Annotated in this window: 16 protein-coding genes; 6 read left to right on the forward strand and 10 right to left on the reverse strand. The window is 37.9% G+C overall.

All coding sequences use genetic code 11. The features are described from left to right. Nucleotides 1-923: 923 nt before the first annotated feature. The 5 genes from ACFIKI_RS05990 to ACFIKI_RS06010 form a co-directional block, all read right to left on the reverse strand. On the reverse strand, nt 924-1,577 hold the full coding sequence (locus tag ACFIKI_RS05990; RefSeq protein ID WP_375666311.1) for a hypothetical protein: 654 nt from the start codon (nt 1,575-1,577) through the stop codon (nt 924-926). A gap of 159 nt (nt 1,578-1,736) precedes the next feature. Continuing rightward, on the reverse strand, nt 1,737-2,915 hold the full coding sequence (locus tag ACFIKI_RS05995) for an MFS transporter (RefSeq protein WP_375666313.1): 1,179 nt from the start codon (nt 2,913-2,915) through the stop codon (nt 1,737-1,739). 524 nt (nt 2,916-3,439) lie between these two features. Continuing rightward, nucleotides 3,440-4,678: a DUF2087 domain-containing protein gene (locus tag ACFIKI_RS06000; protein ID WP_375666314.1), complete on the reverse strand. Its 1,239-nt coding sequence runs from the start codon at nt 4,676-4,678 to the stop codon at nt 3,440-3,442. A 10-nt stretch (nt 4,679-4,688) separates the two neighbouring features. Continuing rightward, nucleotides 4,689-5,363, reverse strand: a complete 675-nt coding sequence (locus ACFIKI_RS06005; RefSeq protein WP_375666315.1) for a hypothetical protein — start codon at nt 5,361-5,363, stop codon at nt 4,689-4,691. A gap of 210 nt (nt 5,364-5,573) precedes the next feature. Next, nucleotides 5,574-6,761 (reverse strand): MFS transporter, encoded by a 1,188-nt coding sequence (locus ACFIKI_RS06010; RefSeq protein WP_375666316.1) that lies wholly within the window; start codon nt 6,759-6,761, stop codon nt 5,574-5,576. 519 nt (nt 6,762-7,280) lie between these two features. On the opposite strand from ACFIKI_RS06010, the gene pyrF reads away from it, so the two are divergent. From pyrF to ACFIKI_RS06025, 3 genes are all read left to right on the forward strand, one after another. Continuing rightward, complete coding sequence (pyrF, locus tag ACFIKI_RS06015) at nt 7,281-8,126, forward strand: orotidine-5'-phosphate decarboxylase (protein WP_375666317.1); 846 nt, start codon at nt 7,281-7,283, stop codon at nt 8,124-8,126. Between the two features lie 542 nt (nt 8,127-8,668). Beyond that, nucleotides 8,669-10,153: a histidine--tRNA ligase gene (gene hisS / locus ACFIKI_RS06020; RefSeq protein ID WP_375666318.1), complete on the forward strand. Its 1,485-nt coding sequence runs from the start codon at nt 8,669-8,671 to the stop codon at nt 10,151-10,153. Between the two features lie 590 nt (nt 10,154-10,743). Next, nucleotides 10,744-11,283: a replication protein gene (locus tag ACFIKI_RS06025; RefSeq protein ID WP_375623691.1), complete on the forward strand. Its 540-nt coding sequence runs from the start codon at nt 10,744-10,746 to the stop codon at nt 11,281-11,283. 887 nt (nt 11,284-12,170) lie between these two features. Here the strand turns inward: ACFIKI_RS06025 and ACFIKI_RS06030 are convergent. Next, complete coding sequence (locus tag ACFIKI_RS06030; protein ID WP_375613588.1) at nt 12,171-12,695, reverse strand: peroxiredoxin; 525 nt, start codon at nt 12,693-12,695, stop codon at nt 12,171-12,173. Nucleotides 12,696-12,912: 217 nt separating this feature from the next. Between ACFIKI_RS06030 and ACFIKI_RS06035 the strand changes: the two genes are divergently transcribed. The 3 genes from ACFIKI_RS06035 to ACFIKI_RS06045 all read left to right on the forward strand — a co-directional run bounded on the left by ACFIKI_RS06035 (nt 12,913) and on the right by ACFIKI_RS06045 (nt 17,332). Continuing rightward, nucleotides 12,913-14,541, forward strand: a complete 1,629-nt coding sequence (locus ACFIKI_RS06035) for an alpha-D-glucose phosphate-specific phosphoglucomutase (protein WP_375666320.1) — start codon at nt 12,913-12,915, stop codon at nt 14,539-14,541. Nucleotides 14,542-15,670: 1,129 nt separating this feature from the next. Then, on the forward strand, nt 15,671-16,006 hold the full coding sequence (locus ACFIKI_RS06040; RefSeq protein WP_375623695.1) for a zinc ribbon domain-containing protein YjdM: 336 nt from the start codon (nt 15,671-15,673) through the stop codon (nt 16,004-16,006). A 1,116-nt stretch (nt 16,007-17,122) separates the two neighbouring features. Further along, nucleotides 17,123-17,332 (forward strand): hypothetical protein, encoded by a 210-nt coding sequence (locus ACFIKI_RS06045; protein ID WP_375646353.1) that lies wholly within the window; start codon nt 17,123-17,125, stop codon nt 17,330-17,332. 353 nt (nt 17,333-17,685) lie between these two features. On the opposite strand, the gene ACFIKI_RS06050 is transcribed toward ACFIKI_RS06045, so the two are convergent. From ACFIKI_RS06050 to murJ, 4 genes are all read right to left on the reverse strand, one after another. Continuing rightward, nucleotides 17,686-18,264, reverse strand: coding sequence for a NifU family protein (locus tag ACFIKI_RS06050; protein WP_375646352.1), 579 nt, complete (start codon nt 18,262-18,264; stop codon nt 17,686-17,688). Between the two features lie 59 nt (nt 18,265-18,323). Continuing rightward, nucleotides 18,324-18,815, reverse strand: coding sequence for a universal stress protein (locus ACFIKI_RS06055; protein ID WP_375666321.1), 492 nt, complete (start codon nt 18,813-18,815; stop codon nt 18,324-18,326). 63 nt (nt 18,816-18,878) lie between these two features. Then, complete coding sequence (gene trpS, locus ACFIKI_RS06060) at nt 18,879-19,949, reverse strand: tryptophan--tRNA ligase (RefSeq protein WP_375623701.1); 1,071 nt, start codon at nt 19,947-19,949, stop codon at nt 18,879-18,881. Nucleotides 19,950-20,009: 60 nt separating this feature from the next. Next, complete coding sequence (murJ, locus tag ACFIKI_RS06065) at nt 20,010-21,581, reverse strand: murein biosynthesis integral membrane protein MurJ (RefSeq protein WP_375623703.1); 1,572 nt, start codon at nt 21,579-21,581, stop codon at nt 20,010-20,012. Nucleotides 21,582-21,803: the final 222 nt, after the last annotated feature.

Here is a 21,803-nt window from a genome sequence, read left to right on the forward strand (position 1 = left end):
AAACGCATGGAGTAAAATGCTATTCTCTTGCAACTCTTCCCACGTACAAAAAACAAATAAAAACTAAAGGCGCATGCTACTTAAGTCTTTATTCAAACTTCCCCTATACATTGATTTTATAAAAGTTTCTTTTGTATAATTTTTACATCATACATAAGCCAACTTCTTGCAAACCAGTGATGAGCTGGTTTTTTGTCTCTTAAAAGCCGGCAGAACATTCTTGTAGCAATTTTATAATAAAGAAGTTCAGAGGTATTATCCTCTGTGAAAAAGTGAACACTAAATAGCTAATAGCTTGAGATAATACCTTACAACTAACAGTCTAGCCCTTACAATAGGGGTTGTTCAACTAAAATTTAAGCTCTGTAATTTTTGTACTTAAAAGGTTCGAATAAACTAAAAGAGGAGCTGTTTTCTTTTACGCTTTTACCTTTCCTTGAACTTAATCACATGTCTATGCGCAAGGGCACATATCCCTATCCTCTGTATAAGGAGCTACAAATCGGATGATTTCTTACCCTACCTTAAATATACTTTTGTGCAAATTATTTTAAAGGTCGTGTTTTATTTTATTCGAAATGCTTTTATGGAAAGGCTTATTGCGCTAAGAGCAAGGAAAAAAAACGTATAAGGTTCCTGTGATAATGAAGAACTTATCGATGAAGTTTATAATCTTATCTTATTTAATTTCTACTAAATCACCATCAAGCACTATAGGATATTCAGTCGTTTGAAAAAAGGATTTTATTTTTTCAGAGCTTGAGGAGCGAAGAAATTGAGATTTCTGCATAAAGCAAACATGGAAAAATTGTGATTTATTGATAATGTCTTTTATCAGATAAGAGGATGAGAGGGATGATAAAAGGACATTTCTTTCAATATCGTAACGTGAATCAATAAACAATAAAACGCCAACACCGTTCTCAAATTGATTGACTATAATGAGTTGAATAGTCTTTCGCCGAAAGAGTGCAACCTTGAAAATTGAAGACATTTGTAAAATCGTGTACAGAAATTGAAGTTCCCATAATATTATAAAAAGTTGGTGTTCTTCCTTTCAGGTGTAAGGTATGGCCATGATAGCCACAATCGCATGATTGATCATATGCAATATGAACAATATCACCTGTGGTGTGCTCAAGTAATGGTGCATCTTCAGGATAAAAAACAGAGACAATTAATTCATCATTTTCAGGATTTGACTTTACTTGAATGTGATCATAAAGATGATAAATGTCACCATCAATCTTGGAACACTGGAATCCTATTGGACCAGTTTCTTGGGTGGTAAAGCTAAGAGGTTTAATATCTAATTCAAGGATTATGTCTTTTATTTTCGACACAGATTCAGCTTGAAAGGCTTCTCTAAGATAGAATAGGTTGTTTAAAGTTTTTAATTTTTGCTTCCGAGATATTGTAATAAGTTTATCCGCAAAACTTGGCAAGCATATGATGGTATCGATAGAAAATTCTGCGATAGCTGAACTCAAAGTCTCAAGATCAACCATAGAGGCAAATGGATAATATGTTACTTTGAGCAGTCTACAAATTTCATGGGAAAATAAAAATCCTCCCATAATCCTTTAAGCTATGAGACAATTTGCAACGGAGCCTTACAGAGCAATCTTTAAAGACCGTTTCGAGCTTCTTTGCCGCAGATTGTATTACAAACCCATAATTGAGTGATTTATGGCGAAGTGTTTTGGGCACCCTTGTTGTGTCCCCAGTAGCAAAAATTATATGTGACATTGAAGCTGCTTATTTTTTTTAGTTTGCATGAGGCAAAGGCAAGAAGCAAAGGCGGAGGCACCAACAATCATGCAAAAGGTGAAAGCGATATGATTGTTGAAATGGCTGATGATCCAGCCACTTGTCCATGAGCCGGCAGCTTGGCCAATATTTGAAATAACAAGAATATAACTAAAAAGAACACTGGCAGAGAGGGATGTAGTTGTTTTCCCTGCTTGATAGTATATCTCTGGAATCATGACAGATTCATAGACACTGTAGGCAATTAACGCAGTCACAGCGGTAAAGACGCCACCCATGAGGAAAAAAGCAGCGAAACTTCCCATAAGCCATAATAGGTAGAAAGTTGATTTATCAGAAAGGCTGAGATGTTTATTGATTATCCCCTGCCAGATACAAATACTGATGCCAACAATTGAAAAGAAAATTCCACTATAAGGGGCGAGATTTCTGTCAAATTTACTGAGAAGTGTTGTGGTGGTGATGAAAATTCCCATGAGGAATGCACAAAGCAAAGCCGTGACCAGCAAATAAACAATAGAACGATTATGTATTATTGTTTTTAAAGAAGAAAGAAAAGGATTCTTTATTTTTTTATTCTTTTCAAGAGATAATGTTTTATGTGGGTAATGATAAACAATTTGAATGGATAGAACACAAAGATACAAACCAATGAGTGCAAAAAAAACCATTAAGAAGGTCGATGTGTTGTATTTTATAGCACTCGTTGCAACAAGAGGGGCGATAACGACAGCAGCATTTTGAAAAAAAGAATAGAGAGTTAATGCGCGTTTAAGAGCATTTTCATTGAGATGTTCTGATAAAATTTCTCTCAAAAATGGCTTTGAAATTGCTTTCGAAAAAGCCATTAAGGTAAAAAAGATCAACCATGCAGAAGGTGTGAGCGATAGGATAATGCACACAAAAGCGCTACTCCTTAAAATAAAGGCGGTAGCCATTAAGAGTTTACGCGAAAATCTTTCTAATAAACCCGTTGTGGTTACCATGAGAATGCTTTCAAGGATTACCGATCCAGCGAGATAAAAAGCAACATTGGCGGTAGTTATGAGAGAAGAGTTTCCAAGCAGAGGGAGTACAAAGAAAAAGGAAAATTCAGAAAGAAAAACTGTGCTATAGATGAAAAAAGGAATTTTATTTTTGCCCATGGAATTTCCATAGAAGTGTTGTTAAATGACCAAAGACATTTTGTTGTATCTTTTGAGGAAGTTTTGCCAGCCTTGTTTCTACTATGCACATTTTGTTGAAATAGTATCTTTCTTGATTCACCAGCCAGTCCAATGCAAGAATATTGTTTTTCTACGATGTTTTTAGAAATATTGAGCATGATTTGGATTGAGCAACAATACTGTGCCCTGATGTTCGTGCAAAAATCGTAAGATCATTGAGAACTTGGATCTTATCTCTTCTCCTGATGGTTTGGACTATTTCTAATCCTTTTTGATAACCACCCAATCCTTTTTGATAACCAATTGGCACCCCGCATTCTTGCTTTTCCATTTTATCCTTTATGAAGAGGATGTACTATCCCCCATAGATTGTCAACATATGAATGAGATGAATAATTTTATAACCTTTTAATGAAATTATATTTTTTTCGTGGAAGGTTATTCATTCTCTTGAAATAGAGAAGAAAAACGATAGAGTTCGCTAATCATTTTTCAAATCTCTTTTAGCGCATGCGTTGATATTTTCCTCCATGGCGTTGTAAAAAACCTCTCTCAACAAGAGTGCGTCGTAATCGGGCAAAGTCTATCGTAAAGAGGTTGCATATCTTGGAAACTTCCGTTTCGCTATAGATTTTTCCCATTTGAAAGGCTTCACCAATTTTTGATAGCATCTCTTCTGTTTCTAAATGGCGGTCGCTTAAATTTTCCTTCTCCCGTTCATGTTTATTTTCTAGCATTTTCCACACTGTCTCTTCGGCTTGAAATCCTGCTGTTGTGTTGTGAATAAGTCCAAGATTCAAAAGGCGATTGATGGATTTGTGAATGTTTTTGGCATCTGAATTGACATGTTTGAGGATATCAGTAAGATTTTTTGCACCAAGGATAATGGCGGCATAAACAGCGCGCAGTGTCGGTGAGGTCATGGCAGAGATCAGTGAATTGCGGGTCTTGCGTTTGTGAAGGGTTTCTTTCCCCATGGGCAAAATATCATTGCGAATGGGAATTTCATTGATTTCTATGAGTTCTGCTTGGAGCGATTGTGCGCGTACAATTTGTTCGGCTGGGGTGCGTTTGCGAATAATCCCCAGACCACCTTGGCGATATTTGTGGTTTTCGGGGAGTGTTAAAGCTTCATAGGAGCCATCAAGCCGGTAGAGAATTTCTTCCCAGATGGGAGTTCTGACGCGTCGAACCCGTTGTTCGCTATTGAGAGCAATTGTTGTGGTCATTGTTGGTTCATGTAGACAAAGATAACCACCAGCGGTGATGTGTTCCCAAACTGTGGTAACAAATCGCACATCATCTGCGGGCGTTCCAGCATCAAGCCAAACAAAATCTATTGCTCCCCAAGATTTGAGGGTGCTTTCATCAAGAGAGAAAAAATTCTCATGGATAAATGTTACAGTATCTTTTTCAATACCGCCTTGAAGCAGTTTTTGCCATGCTTCTTCTGCTGATTGGCTTTCTGCTGAAAAATCATCAATGGTGATAAGCCGAGGTTCGTAATTTTCAGGAATCCCTGAAGGATCAAGCAAAGCTGTGCGCTCTTCCCTGGTGGAAGATTCTAAAAGTTTTTTATCTTGTTGCCATGATAATTTCGCTTTTTGAAGTGCTTTTGCGATAAAGCACGTACTATCACCAGCACCTATTTCAATGACTGTGCGCGGTCTTGCCATTTGAATAAGCGTGTAAATAAGTTCAGCACTGTTTTCTGTTCCCATATCGGGGGTTATCAGGGACATCTTTTTATCCTTATAATTTTACCAATCGTAGCATTCCTGCTTTTACAAAAAATTTTATTGAATCCTCTAGCGGGTGTTGAATGTGCATTGGTGTGGTGGCTTGCTTCAAGAGATGTTTTGTTTTTTCATGAAGCCGGATTGTACGCCCATTGAGTTGATTAATGGCAAGACTGCCAAGAGAAGAATCTATGATAATACATGTTGGCTCTCGTAAAAGAGCGGTTGCATCATTTTCTGAAAATGCTTTTTGATCTGTTTTGATGAGACCGTGTCGTAAAAGTGAGATCAAAAGACTTTCAGAGGCAAGAAGAGTACCATTGAATTGTATTTCTCTCAGTGATTGGACAAGGCAGTCTTCACGAAGTGCTTCAAATGTGGGAAAGTCGAATCCGCCAAATGCTGCTCCTTTTGTAGAAACAATGGTGATGGGTTGTATTTGCCGCTTGCCAATGAGTGCTGGTTTGTTTTTTATTATTTGTACATCTTTTGCCCATTGAACGCGTGATAAAGGATTGAGTTCACGTGGGTAGACAGCGAAAGAATTGATGGCTGTGGGCGGTGTTGGTTTTTGCAATTCAAGTGTGTGGGAGCTCTCATGACAATCATGTCGCATATAGTCTGCCAGTTGCCACACATAGCCGCTTGTTCCATTGTAAAAGTTTAAGCCTATAGGATCTTGTTGCATGATGTTAAACCGGTTTCTATTTTGCTATAAACTAAATTTTGGGAACGGTTGTTAGCTCCTCCACACTCAAGAGTGGTTCATCAAAGTCTTATTGGTTGGTGTGGGGTTATAGGGGAGATACAACGATTTCATCGAGGGGTGATTTTTATGCCATTTTTGGGCATGGTTTTTTTCGAGAGAATAAGAATAGATGGCAAAGTTTGCTAGGCATTATCCCATTCCTTTTTTTTGTATAGTGCGGTTTATGATAAAGCCTAATATGCCTGCGATCATTGTGGCGATGCCAATGATAAACAGTGTGCTTTGGGTATGATGAACATGGACAAAACCGGCTCCTAGAAAGCCAATGCACACCGCTGTTTGTATGATAAAGATATAGGCGGGCATTTGGTTGTTTCGATGTTCTTTCTGAATGGCTTTCATCATAAAACTTACCATTAGAGCATTTTGCACACCGTTTGCACCCCCAAGAATGAAAAATGACAGCATCATTAACCATACAATATGTGTTAAGGAAAAGCAGAAAATTGCAAAACCAATTATTGCAGCGGCAAGTGATGCTCCAGCGGCATTACCAAAGCGATGAAAAAGGCTGGAGAAACAGAGTGGACCAACCACGAGGCCAAGACTTAACATGCTTGTGATTATCCCATAGGTTTCTGCACTGAAGTACAGCTCCGTGCGGATGCGGACAATCGATAAGACGTTGAGAGCAGAGGTGAGGATGATGGTAATGATGAGGGGGAAAAGAGCATAGACAACATTTTTTTTACGCAAAAGACCCATTAAATCTAGCCCTTTTTTGGCTTGCTGTGTTGTGTTTGTTGTTTGCGTATGTATTTTTAAACTTTTAAAACAGAAGAGAGTGATAAAGGTAGCAAAAAGAACCATGATTGACAGTGCAAAGAGCCCTTTTTGCCCGTTCGATAGACCATACAACACACCTCCTAACAATGGTCCGGCAATATAGCCAAGATTACGAACTGTTTGGATAATGCGGTTGATACGGTCTAATTGCTGATCATTGGTTGCAAATTCTGGGACGGAAACGAGGATAGCAGACCAAAAGAGTGAACCAGCACAACCTAGTGCGAAAGAAAGTGCAATGTAAACCCAAAATTGGTTGGCAATTGCGGCAACGGCTATGAAGAGTGCTTCAAACAATAAAACAATGGGTACTGTTCGCGCTGGTTGGAAGTGATGCAAGAGGCGTGGTGCAATGGGGCCTGCACAAATTGCCCCGACAAGCCCTGCAAACAGCAGCATTGAAATAGATGCTGTGCTTTCTGCTAAGTGTAAAGCAAATGTAACTTGTGCTGTTTCATCGGAAAAGCTGCTAAAGCCTAAAATGAGAAAAAGTCCTATTTGGGCGAAAATCATGGATTTTTTCTTTGTCACAATGCTCCCCAACATGCTAAAGCTTTTACAGCTTTCAAAATTTCCTCCTGCGCATATTTATATGGTTTATCATTTAATTTCGCGATGTCAATTTTCTTTTCTGATGAAAGTTGGGAAAGAAATCCCTCTAAATGAGAGCTATACTCAAAATTGGCGCAATGCTCATTTGCAGCGATAAGGAGTTCTTTTTTACAGTGCGCCGCACATTACATAAAATATAACAAAATCAATAGGTTGTTTGCAATTATTTTATATGAATCCACTTAAGTATCCACATTTTTATACGTGATTCATTTGATCATTTTTTATAAATAATTGCCATGTATGAGTAGACCATAAAAAGCAAATTATGATGCAAATGTTCAAATGAAATGAAAAGCAGCTATCATTCATAACTGTTCATAATATATTTTATCGTAAAAACTCGATAGTCCTTGTTCTGTATTGTATTTTTTTGACAACTGCTTTGCTTTGTGATTACACTGGAAAGTTTAAAGAGAGACTGTGTTAGGATATAAAATGTTTCGTTCAGCTTTTTTAAAAAATAGTGAAAAATATGGACCCCTTTGTGTTGGTTTTGACCCGAGCCATAAAGTTTTGCAATCATGGAATTTAAGCTGTGATTATAAAGGTCTAAAAGATTTTTGTGATATCCTCTTAACAGCAGTCGTGGGTAAGGTGGGGATAATAAAGCCGCAAGCCGCATTTTTTGAATTATATGGGGTGGAAGGGATTCAAGTTTTGAAAGAACTCATTGAAAATGCACACGAACAAGGTCTATTGGTTCTTGTTGATGCAAAAAGAGGAGACATTGGCTCTACCGCTGAGGCTTACGGTAAAGCTTGGCTTGGTTCTCATAGTCCCTTCAAAGCGGATGCCATAACAGTTAATCCTTTTTTAGGGTTTGATGCTCTCATTCCTTTGATAAAGATTGCAGAAGAAACAAAAACAGCTGTTTTTATGGTTGTTCAGTCTTCTAATCCAGAGGGAAGGCAAATTCGAAATGCGCGCATTGGTGATCAAACTGTTTCGGTTCATTTGGCGCAGCGTATTTTTGAATATAATAACCAATCTTTAAGTCAATATCATCATCTTGGCCCTATCGGTGCAGTTATTGGAGCAACATTGGGCAATGAAGCAAAAGATACTATCGAACAGTTAAAAAATAGCCTGTTTCTCGTTCCTGGCATTGGTGCTCAAGGAGGAACAATAACACAATTAACTCAGCAGTTTCCTCAAAGGATATGGCAGAATATTATCCCTTCAATTTCAAGATCGATTACAGATGCTGGTCAAAATATTGTTGATTTAAAAAATGTCATTCATAACTTTGCCGAGCAATCTAAAAATACATTTCTGTCTTAATTTTTTTGTTAAGATCTTATAGAGAGAAGGCTCTTAATAAAGAAGGAGAGACTTATCAAATTTTCAGTAAAATACTGTTTTCAAGAAGTCATTTTGCTTTATCTACAGCATTTTTAAAGTCAAGAATTGTTTTTGATCTTCTCAAAAAATGCTCATATATTTTTCATTTTTTGTTGGGATGGGGAGAGCAAATACGTAAGCTAAGGGGTTGGAGAAAATGCAGAAATCTTGGAAAATATATGAATAATTGTTTTAAGGAGATGAGATAGGCAAGAAAATACAAAAGGGACGCTAACCGTGCTAAAGGATGTGGCTTAAGCGTGTTTGGAGAATATATTCGTTTGGGGGATGTTTTTCTTTAAGAGTTATGACTCCCTTAAAGAATAAATTCTTTTAGAATATTGCTTTATAAGGCTGTTGCTTGTGTAAAATAAAAGCCTCTAACATGTTGTTAAAAGCTTTTTGGTTGATAAAGTCATTGCAGCGTTTGTTTCTATGGGATAAGGGTTATCCGTGAACACATATTGTTGCTAGAGAATAACATGTCATTGAAACAAGAAAAAACCAAAGCTCGTTTACCCCGTGGTTTTGTTGATCGTACAAGTGCACAGTTGTATGCAACTGAAACAATGATTGCGCAAATTCGTGAAGTTTATGAACTTTATGGTTTTGAAGCGCTAGAAACACCAATTTTTGAATATACAGATGTGCTGGGTAAGTTTTTACCTGATTCAGATCTCCCCAATGAAGGGGTTTTTTCGCTACAAGATGATGATGAACAATGGATGTCGTTGCGCTATGATCTGACGGCCCCTCTTGCCCGTTATTTTGCTGAAAATTTTGAAACGTTACCAAAACCTTATCGCAGTTATCGGTTGGGGTTTGTTTTTCGCAATGAAAAGCCTGGACCAGGGCGGTTTCGGCAATTTATGCAATTTGATGCTGATATTGTTGGAACACCAACTGTTGCGGCAGATGCTGAAATTTGCATGATGGCTGCGGATAGTTTAGAAAAATTAGGAATTCAGCAGCATGATTATGCCATTCGTTTGAATAACCGAAAAATTCTGGAAAGTATTTTGCAGTTGATTGGTTTAGGCGAAAGAGGGCAGATTGAAAGGCGCTTAACTGTTCTTAGAGCAATGGATAAGCTTGATAAATTTGGTCCTGAAGGTGTGCGGTTGCTTTTAGGCAAGGGGCGTTTGGATGACAGTGGTGATTTTACAAAAGGGGCCGAGCTTAAAGATAAAGAGATTGAGTGTATTCTTTCCTTACTCACCGTAAACGCAAAAACGGCAGAAGAAACGCTTGATATTCTCAGACAAGTTGTTGGTCAGAGTGCTCAAGGGCTTGAAGGGGTTCGCGAGCTTGAAGAAATGCAAGAAATCTTTTCCGCTAATGGTTATCATAATCGCATTAAAATTGACCCTTCGGTGGTCCGCGGATTGGAATATTATACAGGACCTGTGTTTGAGGCGGCATTGCTTTTTGATGTTCTTAATGATGATGGGCAAAAAGTTGTTTTTGGCTCTGTTGGTGGTGGTGGGCGCTATGATGGATTGGTGGCACGCTTTCGTGGTGAAAACATTCCAGCAACAGGTTTTTCAATCGGGGTTTCACGCTTGATCGCTGCTTTGCAAAATCTTGGAAAGTTGCCTATGAAGGAGACAACAGGGCCGGTTGTGGTGCTGATGATGGATAAAGAGCCAGAGGCGGTTGCTGGTTATCAAAAAATGGTGATGCAGTTGCGTGGTGCCGGAATTCGTGCTGAGCTCTATTTGGGGGCATCGGGGATAAAAGCGCAGATGAAATATGCAGATCGACGCCGAGCGCCTTGTGTGGTTATCCAAGGCTCACAAGAACGTGAGAGCGGAAAAATACAGATTAAAGATTTGATTGAAGGGGCGAGGTTATCTCATGAGATCAAAGATAATCAAACATGGCGTGAAAGTCGACCAGCACAAGTGACGGTTGATGAAGATCAATTGGTCAAAACGGTACAGAATATTTTAGCAACCCAAAAATGATAATGGTAAAAGTCTTTATCGAAAGGATTACCTGAAATATTCGGAAAAGTTGAGATTCAATTTTTGAAATTTCTGCTTTGCTCGTTTATACGTGCTGGCACACGCGTTCAAAAGTGGGGTGGTGAAGTGCGTGCGGCATAAAAGAGAGATTTTTTAAGAGATAAAAGTAAGCGCTATTCGCTATAAAATGTGTCCGTCTGAGGATGCGATGATAATGCGTTAAAATGTGCAAAAAAATTGTAACGAACAAAAACTCTGAGAAAATTAAAAGGTTTCACACAACGCTTTCCCAAAAGTTTATAAAAATATTGACAGTTTATATTGGCTTCATCTTTGAATTCTCATCTATGAGCATCAAATCCTTTGATGTTCTCTTCTTGGACATTACAAAATCTAGCCTTATTGCAAAAGGAGGGAGAACTAGAGCGTTTTATCCTAAAAGACTTTTTAAGCTTCAAAAAACAATGGAATGACTTAAATCGAACAATTTTTTACAGGAGCATATTTGGATGAATTGTAAGCTGCCATAATGGTAACTTACTGATAATATGCATTTTTCATAAAATCAATTCTTTAAAGGAGAAATGAAAATGGTCCAATATGATTTTACTCTGCTCTATGAACGAAATCCCTTTATTCTTGAAAGACCTGAGAATATTGGAAAGTCATTTAAACTTCCTCCTTCAAATTTCGGATTTGAAGATCTTCCGCAAATCACTTTTTCAGGCGCCTCGTCGTGTCGAAGTATGATTTTTGAGTTATCATTTAATGGTATGAAAGCTTTTTTGGTGATGTTGTGGCAAATAGGGAAAATGTTAGAAGAGGAGGGGGAGGTGGATTTATGGTTTGATCAGATAATATTAGATCATGATATTCTTGAGGAATTTTTGATTTGTGATCTTTCAATTCAAAGACCAGAATATCTTAATTTTGAAAGTTTTAAAGAAGGTATCAGCGAATTGGAAACAAATAAAATTGTAGCGAAGGGGACAAAAGAAGAAGGTTATTTCATCAATCCAGATATTTTTGGTCTTCCTGAATGTGATGAAGATTTTGAGTTTGATGAAGAGGAAGAGTTAGATGAGGAAGAAATAAAGGCACAGTTTATGGCAGAATACTTGAATCAATAACTCCTTTAACCGTTTTTCTCTTAGAGAAAAATAAAAGCTTAGAATCAATGGCTATGAGGAAGTCATCAACCCGTTGATGCTGTATGAAGTGGAGTGTTTACGGGATCTGTTTTGAGTGTATCTTCTTTATAAACGGTTCTTTATGCAGAGCTGTTTTTATGCTGTGTTTGATTATTTTTATGAGACATAAGTCAATTTGAAGTGTGCAGCTCTTCAAACAAATGTTTGATCTGTATTTTCCCTCTTGATGCTTTTGTGTACCTTGCAGTCTTGATATTCACAGCTTTCGCCTTTGAAAGTATTTACGAGAAGCATTTTCACCCTTTTTAATTGTTTATTCAGATGCCAATTCCACATGTCATGGGCAAGAAAATGGTTTTGATGGTTGCAATATAAGAAGGGATAAAATGAGGCACTCTTATGATATTCAGATTTCACAATTCAATATGCAAAATTATAAATTATCTTTATCAATCAAACCATTTTCAACATAAAGTTTTTCTCAATATGAAGAGCTGAGCGTTGATTTTGCATAGTTTATCTATATGTTAATCCTTGATGTTTCCGAGAGAGTTTTGCATGAATTTGCGCATTTGGCAATTGTATCCCTATTTTTTGAGAGCGTGCAACAGCTTTTAGCTCTTTGATTTTTTAGCTCCACAACGGGTCCAGATTTTTCATCAGCAATTTTTCAAGCTTTTGCAAAGCCGTTAAAACATGAAATATTTATTGAAAAATTATTGCTGGAATATTTTCTCACAGAAGGCACACAATCAACTTATCGTGTCTGCTTTCACGAATAGAGGTTGCAAAAAATAAACGACACATATTCCCTTAGTAAGGAAATGTGTGTCGTAAAGTTTTATTTAAATGGACGATTGGGGAAATTAGCTTTTCAAGGCTTTTAAAACATGTTGTGGTGAAGAAACTTCGTAAGGATCTGTTGCACAATTATCTGAAAAACCCGCTTCTTCGAACCATTGTTCAACCACTCCATCGTTAATAACAGCAGCATAGCGCCATGATCGCATGCCGAAACCAACATTGTCTTTTGCAACCAGCATACCCATTTTGCGCGTGAATTCACCAGAGCCATCGGGAATTAATTTCACATTTTTGATATTTTGTGCTTTTCCCCAAGCATTCATGACAAAAGCATCATTGACGGAAAGACAATAAATTTCATCAATACCCGCTTGTTTAAATTCATCATAGAGTTTTTCAAAATCAGGCAGTTGAAAGGTTGAACAAGTAGGGGTAAAAGCTCCAGGAAGAGAAAAAAGAATAACACGCTTTCCTTTAAAGTAAGCATCACTGTTAACTTCTTGCCACCGATAAGGATTGTCTCCAGCCACTGATTCATCGCGTACGCGTGTGTGGAATGTTACATTGGGAACTGTTTTTTTCATCATCATGATGCTCCTGTATTCTTTTACGAAAATTTTGTTTTAAAACAGCCTTTGTATTTAAAAACATATGGCAAAAAGCGTTTTAAATAAAAGGGCTTCTCTAAAAATTCTTACTTCTGGTGAGTGTGCAAATATTTCACACTTCCGTCAAGTAGAATTAATGGTCGACTTTGGATACTCTTCACCTTAAAATTATAGGAAAGAATATAAAGGTATGGATATGACCGTAAAGACAGTTTTAACCACGGCTTTTGAGGGACAAAAACCGGGAACGTCTGGTTTACGCAAAAAAGTGTCTGTTTTTCAACAACCCCATTATGTAGAAAACTTTATACAGTCTCTTTTTGATAATATTGGACCTCTTGAAGGAAAAATGTTGATTCTGGGGGGGGATGGGCGCACTTTTAATCGTACTATCCTTCAGATTGTGTTGAAGATGGCAGCGGCGCATGGTGTCTCTCTTATTAAAGTGGGAAGGGGCGGTATTCTTTCTACACCTGCTGTTTCGCATCTTATTCGTAAAACTCATGCTCATGGTGGACTTATTCTTTCTGCAAGCCATAATCCTGGTGGTCCAGGGGGAGATTGTGGTATTAAATATAATATTTCTAATGGGGGCCCCGCTCCTAATTCTTTATGTGATGCTATTTTTGCAACATCGCAACGGCTTTCCTGTTATAAAATTTTTGAAGCACCAGATGTTGATTTAGATAAGCAAGGTACAACCTTTATAGGAGCCATGCGGATTGATATTATTGATCCTGTCGCTGATTATGTTGCTTTGATGCAGGAGCTTTTTGATTTTGACTGTATTGCCAAAGCTGTGGCTCGAGGTCTTACTTTACGGTTTGATGCCATGCATGCAGTAACAGGGCCTTATGCCCATGAAATTTTTGAAAAATGCTTAGGATTTTCTGAAGGGACGGTGGTTAATGGTATTCCTTTGCCAGATTTTGGAGGTGGTCATCCAGATCCCAATTTGGTTTATGCCAAGGCTCTTTATGATTTATTGATGTCAGAGCAAGGACCAGATCTTGGCGCAGCCTCTGATGGTGATGGAGATCGTAACCTTATTATTGGACGTCAACAATTTGTCTCGCCTTCCGATTCTTTGGCTATTATGGCTGAACATGCACATCTCATTAAAGGATATCGGAAAGGCGTGGTGGGGATAGCGCGCTCTATGCCGACGGGGCGTGCCGCTGATCTGGTTGCTGAAAAAAAAGGACTAAACTTTTTTGAAACGCCAACGGGATGGAAGTTTTTTGGAACCCTTTTGGATGCGGGAAAAGTAACCTTTTGTGGTGAAGAAAGCTTTGGAACGGGCTCTCATCACATCCGCGAAAAAGATGGTTTATGGGCTGTATTATTTTGGTTAAATCTTTTAGCGGTAACAGAAAAAACTGTCGCACAAATTGTTCAACAGCATTGGCACACCTATGGGCGTTTTTACACGTTACGGCATGATTATGAAGAAGTCGAAGCAGACAAAGCTTTGGCACTTATAGAGCATTTGCGTGGGCATTTACCACAAGAAGGAACCGAAATTGCTGGTTTTTTGGTCAAAAAAGCAGACGATTTTACGTATCGTGATCCCGTTGATCAGAGCGTTAGTACGCAGCAAGGTATCCGTATTTTTTTCGAGAATGGCGCACGGTTGGTGGTCCGTTTATCGGGAACAGGGACTCTCGGTGCTACCTTACGGCTTTATTTTGAACAGTATGAAGGTGATCCGCACAAACACAATTTTAATCCGCAAGACGTGCTTAAACCTTTGCAACAGGTGGCATTAAAACTGTTAAATATACAACAAGAATTGGGGCGAGACCGACCTGATATTATTACCTAAGATCATGGGAATGTTTTTTTGTAAAAGTATGATGATTGATCACATAGATTATGATTTTGGGATTATGATTTTGGGATCATGATTTTGGGATCATGATTTTAGGGGGCGTGATTTTATTTGCCCTAAGGGAGCTTCTCCATTTTCAGGCTCGTTTGGTTCTTTCTACGTTTACATATCGGCTGGTTTCTTAAAAACTGCTGACTTTTTAAAACCGAAGGCTGTAGGTCATAATAATCAAGCATAATGGGAGCATTAATGCCCAAGGAGTTCTGATGGTTTGATAGAAATTTTTGTTTAATAGGAGAATGTTTCTCATGCAAAACAAAATATGATCATTGTTGCACATTTCATATGTTTGTTTTAAAGAAGCTTCTCTCTCAGACACTAAAAACGCATCTTATGCGTGTTGCTTTGAAAGGGATAACCAGCTATTCATTGAGCACGACCATTTTTATGCTTATGAAGGAACAAAGTGATATCATCATATACATTTAGGTCTGCTCTCAATGTTGGCTCTTGTATTTGAGAGCATTTCGTCTTTTGAGTCTTTTCCTAATCGTTTTATACGGCTCTTCCTACTTGTAACATGCAAGCGAAAGGCTTTGGTTAATTCAATGTAAAAGGGGTTGAGAAAACCTAAGCTTATTGATCGGCTCTCATTCAATATACAAAACCATTAACTATGATCATAAATCAGTCTGTCCTCTAACATTATGACTATTATCTTTACTTAAATAAAAGGTTAAGTTGGGGACATCATGTTCTTGTTTCTCAATGCAGCAAGAGTTTTTAGCTCTTTGAGAACGTTTTATTCAGAGATGTTCCTTTTCTAATTGTTTTTTATTCATTCGTTAATTGCATTGGAGATGTATAAGAAAATGATTTTGATTAATTTGTTAGAGAGAATGAAGTGCGTAAATTTTATGATATGCGGGGGGCTTATTTAAGTTGTATAATGACCAATCATTTTTATAAACTTGTGTATAGTATGTGATGATAGCATTCATGAACACAGTTGGCAGATGAGGGGTGAAACAAAGGGAAATGTTTTTCTAAAATAATGGACAATAAGCACTTCTTGCTTTATGACCAGTCATAATGAATGATTTTTCTTTTAAAAGGGGAATTTATGACCCAATATCCCAAATGTCCTCGTTGTGATGGTCTTTATACTTATGAAGAGGGTGAAAATTTTGTGTGTCCTGAATGTGCACATGAATGGCCACAAAAAAATGATGATACTGCTCTTTCCGATATTGTTTATGATGCCAATGGTCAGATTTTAACAAACGGTGATACTGTTATGGTGATAAAAGATCTGAAAGTAAAAGGTGCTTCATCTGTTTTAAAAGGAGGGACGAAGGTAAAGAATATTCGCTTGGTAGATGGGGATCATAATATCGATTGCAAAATTCCTGGGATTGGGCAGATGAGTTTAAAGTCGGAGTTTGTGAAAAAAGTTTAGGCATTTATCTTCTTGCAATTGTTTTTGCATTTCGTTTGTTTTCTATTTTGACACTTTCATAGTTTTTTCCAATAGGGTTCTTTTCTTATTTTACAGATTATGCCAATCAGATAGAGGCAATATGTTTGCTTTTATCAGAAGATAAAAGCTACGTATCGCAATATGTTGATTTATAAAGATAATTCACTTTTTCCCATGTTGAATGAGAGATCCAAATGAATATCTTAAGATTTTCTTATTCCAAATCTGTTCTATGTTGAATCAATCAAAATTATGTCTCTTGCATGTTACAAGCGGGGAGATCCGTGTGGAGTGACATGGTACAGGAAAGCAGTAAAAAGGCTTCTTATAAACCCTCTCAAGTGCCAAGGGCTATCGCACCTTGAGGGTTGGAAAAAATATTATATCGTAAAGAAATACTGACACTGTCTTTTCTTTTAAACATACTGTTATGAGAAGGATTGGATGTTGATTTACAAGCAACAATAAAGGTACGCGCTTTATGAGGAGAACAATGCCGTAAAGTAACAAACTTATTTCTGCTGAATTGAAAAAATATTCCCACTTTTTATCAAATGACTTCCAAAACAACCATAATAGAATAGATCTGGTTTTACATTTATTTATTTTTACAAGTATTTGTACACACCTTCCTCGCTATATTTATGGAGATCAGATTCAAGGTGCTAGAGGGGAATTTTTGACTCAAAAATAGAAAAAGATCGGTACGAGATACTGATAAGGTAGCATCATTATGCATTTTTTTCAGCTCTCAATGTTGCAACAGTTCTTATATTTAAAAGTGTTTATAAGCGCTATTAAAAATAGTTTTTGTTATTATCCAGTTTGTGCTGTGTAAGCGGACGATTTTGATTGATGCAATAAAAACAGAATTGAAATAAGAAGAATGTCAGAATTCTCATTCAAGTTGCAAAATATGATCTTTGTCGATTTGATGAAACAACATATTGATTTATAATAATAAGTTATCGTTATTCATATTGAATTAGAACCCCGAATAACGTGGGATTTTCTTATTCCAAATCTGTTCCATGTTGAATTAATCAAAATTATGTCTCTTGCTTGTTACAAGCGGGGAGATCCGTGTGGAGTGACATGGTACAAGAAAGCAGTAAAAAGGCTTCTTATAAACCCTCTCAAGTGCCAAGGGCTATCGCAACATTGGGGACTGGCAAATATAATGATGGTGCCGACTTGCTACAAGAAGTATTTTGTGTGATTTTATCGTTGGGAGAGCTGAGAAAGATGAAACAAATGGGTACTCTATCTTACAATGTTTTCTTTTTTGGGTTTTCTTTTTTGTAACGGGGCGTGTTTTCTTGGTTAAAATTGCATGACAAGATGATGAGATAAAATAAATTTAAAATGCACATCCCTATGTGTTCTATTTCTGTCTATGCGATTGGTTTATTGAAACAACTTATGCCTCTTAAAGGAGCAGAAACCTTTTTAAGGCATATGTGGAGGTGAAAGGTGAGCGAAGGGATCAGTGTACAGATTTTTTTAACAGTACTGTATTTTTATGGCAGCATGACTTATGTTTGAAATTTCTGGAATAAAAAGGTGTAAGATTTTCGATACCCATATTTGAACGTTGCCGTTGAAGAGGGATAACTGGTGAGGTTGGTGGGGGGCGTTTTGCCTATTGAGGCCAATATTTATTGTGGCATGGCTTCAACGCCTAAAACTTCAGGGATAAAATGACGTAAAAGATTTTCAATACCATGTTTGAGTGTTGCTGTTGAAGAGGGACATCCAGCACAGGCGCCGCGCATATTGAGATAAACAATACCATTTTCAAATCCACGAAAAGTAATATCTCCACCGTCATTGGCAACCGCTGGGCGAATACGTGTTTCAAGGAGCTCCTTAATGGTTAAGACAATATCAGCATCTTTTTCGTCATAAAATTCTTCGTTGAGAGCGTGGGTTTGTGCTTGTGTTGTGGCGTTGGTGGTGATCACTGGCTCATTGGACAGAAAATGCTCCATAATTGTGCCTAAAATGACGGGCTTAAGATGTTGCCATTCTCCTTCTTTTTTGCTTACGGTGATAAAATCATAGCCTAAAAAAACACCATTGACATTGGGAATATTAAATAGTTTAGCCGCTAAAGGTGAGTTTTTAGCTGCTTCTTCACGGTTACGAAATTCTAATACGCCCTCAGAAAGAACCACGCGTCCTGGCAAGAATTTAAGTGTTGCAGGGTTTGGGGTGGTTTCAGTTTGAATAAACATAGATTCTCCTTTTATAATGAAGGATTGGGAAGATCTTACATTGTAGAATATTATATTTTTTAGGCAATAGATCTAATATCTTCATCGGCAAGATTGCTAGGAATAACAATGACAGGGATTGAAAAAGCTGTCCCTTTATTCCCGATTAATTGAATAAGAGGGCCTGGTTCTTCTGTATGTCCACTGGCTGCTAAAACAATCAGTGCAATCCTTTTATCTTCGTCGATCAGTTTGGAAATCTCATCAATTTTTTTTCCTTCTCGCACCACTATTTCTGTTTCAAGCGCATGGGTGGTGCGGATTTCACTGGCAATGTCTGCTAATATTTTATGAGCACTTTGCTTTGATTCTGTGCGCATAACGTTGTTTACACCTAGAAAATGTTGAAATTCTACACTATCAACGACACAAAGCAATACTAATGTTCTATTGGTATTTTGAGCATGCTGGGTGGCAAATGCAACGGCACGCCGACACTCCGGTGTTTCATCGATGATAACTAAGTTTTTTTTCTTGGGCTCTTTTTTAAGAGTTTGGGGCTTGGAAATCATGCACTTTCTCTATTTTGTACAAATGATTTTGGGGGCTTTCTACAGTTGTTAGTGTTATTGTTTTTATGTATCGTGCAAAAATCCAATAATTTCACGAATTTTTTTCATATTTTCTTCTGCGAGCATACTAGCACGTTTAGCGCCATCATGCAAAACAGAGTCGATATAATCATTTTCTTGATGAAGTCGACGTAACTCCTCTGTTATAGGGGCAAGCTTATGGACGGCAAGGTCGGCTAGAGCTGTTTTAAAATGCGAAAATTGTTGACCAGAAAATTCTAAAAGAATCTTTTCTTTGCTAACTTTGGCAAAGGCGGCATAAATACCAAGCAGGTTATCAACTTCTGGTCGTTCTTTTAAAGCGGTGAGGGTATCGGGAAGAGGAGCTGAATCCGTTTTGGCTTTGCGTATTTTTTTTGCGATAAGATCAGCATCATCGGTCAAATTAATGCGTGAAAAATCTGAAGGATCTGATTTTGACATTTTTTTCGTCCCATCGCGCAAAGACATAACGCGTGTGGCTGTTGTTCCAATCAGTGCTTCTGGAAGAGGAAAAAAGCCTTGTCTTTTTTCTTCATCCGTTTGCATAGAAACGCCAAAATTTAATTCGGCAATACGCTGTGCATAGTCGTTGTTAAATTTTTGTGCAATATCGCGTGTGAGTTCAACATGCTGTTTTTGATCTTCGCCTACTGGAACATGCGTTGCACGATAGACTAAAATATCAGCAGCCATCAAAGTGGGATAAGCAAAAAGCCCGAGGGATGCTTTTTCACGATCTTTTCCCGCTTTATCTTTAAATTGTGTCATGCGTTGAAGCCAGCCAATGCGGGCAACACAATTTAAAATCCAGGCGAGTTCAGCATGTTGAAAAACACGTGATTGATTAAAAATAATATGTTTTTGAGGATCAATACCGGCGGCTAAAAAGGCTGCTGTCACTGTTCTGGTGGATTCGCGTAAAGTAAGGGGATCTGGGTTGACGGTGAGCGCATGCATATCCACAACACAATAGAGACAGTGATGAGAGTTTTGTAGTTCAACCCAATGCTGAATGGCTCCAAGATAATTGCCAAGATGTAAGTGACCACTCGGTTGTACGCCGGAAAAGACAAGTGGTGTGAAGGTATCCATAGGAGTGCTCTTTCTTCAATTAAGGTTATTCATTTTATTGTTTTTGACAAAGTATAGATATTATGAGCGTTTTTTCAAATTTTTAAGCGTGTGAAAAAAGGAACGGGTGTTGAATAAAAAATAGGCACTAAAATAGATCAAGAATATGCCGAGCATAATCCCTGCTAAGGTGATCGCGCGCAAGAAAAAGGATGCTTGTGAGGATAAAGGAAAAGACAAAAAACCAAGCATATTCAATCCGTAATAGAGGGCTAGTGCACTCAAAAGAGTTGCCATCATGAGACATAATATTCGCTTTATCAGTTGGAAGTCGTATTTCCAATAACCACGTTTGATAAGGACACCCCAAAGCAACAGTGTGTTGACCCATCCAGAGGTAATTTCAGCAATAACAATGCCTCGTGCAGATAGAATAGGAAATAATGTTAAGGCGAGACCGATATTGATAAAAACGCAAATACCTGTAAAAATCATCGGTGTTTTGGTATCTTCATGGGCAAAAAAATTAGGAATAAAGACCTTAATAAGAACAAAAGCTGGAAGTCCTAGTCCATAAAGCTCTAGTAATTGTGCAACATGGTGTGTTGATTGACTGGTAAATTGTCCTCGCTCAAAGAGCAAACTGACTATGGGAGTGGAGAGCAGCAAAAAAGCGATGGATGCTGGAAGTGTTAAAAATAGCGTTAATTCAATAGAGCGGTTTTGTAAATGGTGGGTTTCTTCATGCTTTTTACTTCGCAAAGCGCGTGTTAATTCTGGTAAAAGAACGGTTGCAACGGCTATGGCGATTACGCCTAAAGGCAATTGGTAAAGGCGATCAGCGTACATCAAAGAAGAGACAGCACCCGATTGACTAGAAGCAATGTTGGTATTAATGAGCAAATTAATTTGCGTGATGCCACCTGTGATGGCTGCGGGGAATGCTAAAGTTAATAGCTTACGAACATTAGGACTTAAATGGGGCTGGCGGAAGGAAATTTTCATGCCACTTTGACGCAAAGCAAGGGCAATTAAGGTGAGTTGAATAAGACCTGCTGCCAATACACCCCAAGAGAGATTTAAACCGATATGCCAAGCGTCAAGTTTATAGATCCAAGCATAGGCAAGCACACCAATCAGAATAATGTTTAAAAAGAGTGGGGCAATGGCGGCAATAAAATAGCGTCGCAGTGCATTAAGCATGCCCCCCATCATGGCAGCAAGCGACATGCAGGTTAAATAGGGAAACATGATCGCCGTAAAATGAATTGTAGCGTTAAGCTTTGTTGCATCTTCGGTAAAACCTGGAGCAATAATGGTTCGTACCAAAAAAGGCATACTGAGTTCCATCGCAATCGTTAACAGTAAGAGCAGTGAAAAGAGAACGCCAAACACCTCTTCTGCAAACTTGCATGCCGTTTCGTGACCATCTTCAGTGATTTTTTTGGCAAAAAGAGGAATGAAAGCAGCATTAAAGGCACCTTCAGCAAAAAAACGGCGGAATGTGTTGGGAAAACGGAAAGCAGCATTAAACGCATCAGAAACAGGACCAGTCCCTAGGGCTGCGGCCATCAACATTTCACGTACGAAGCCAAAAATACGGCTCATGAGGGTTCCGGAAGCAACTGTTGCAATTTTTTTAATCAATGTCATAAAGATATATCAACTTTGTTGTAAAAGAGAAGCGATGACAGGAGAAATAAACCGTTTTAAATCGTAAAAATCTGATCTCTATCCTAATCAAGGATACTTTTTGAAAGCGTTTTACGACGGTGTTTATCTTTCTGTCAACAATGGTGCTTGAAGACTTTTTTTATGCTCCTTGTTTACTGTTGTATTAAAATTTTTATTGTTGCCATAAAATAATTAAAATTT

This window comes from Bartonella sp. TT121SHDZB, from assembly GCF_042193415.1.
Taxonomy (GTDB): Bacteria; Pseudomonadota; Alphaproteobacteria; order Rhizobiales; family Rhizobiaceae; genus Bartonella.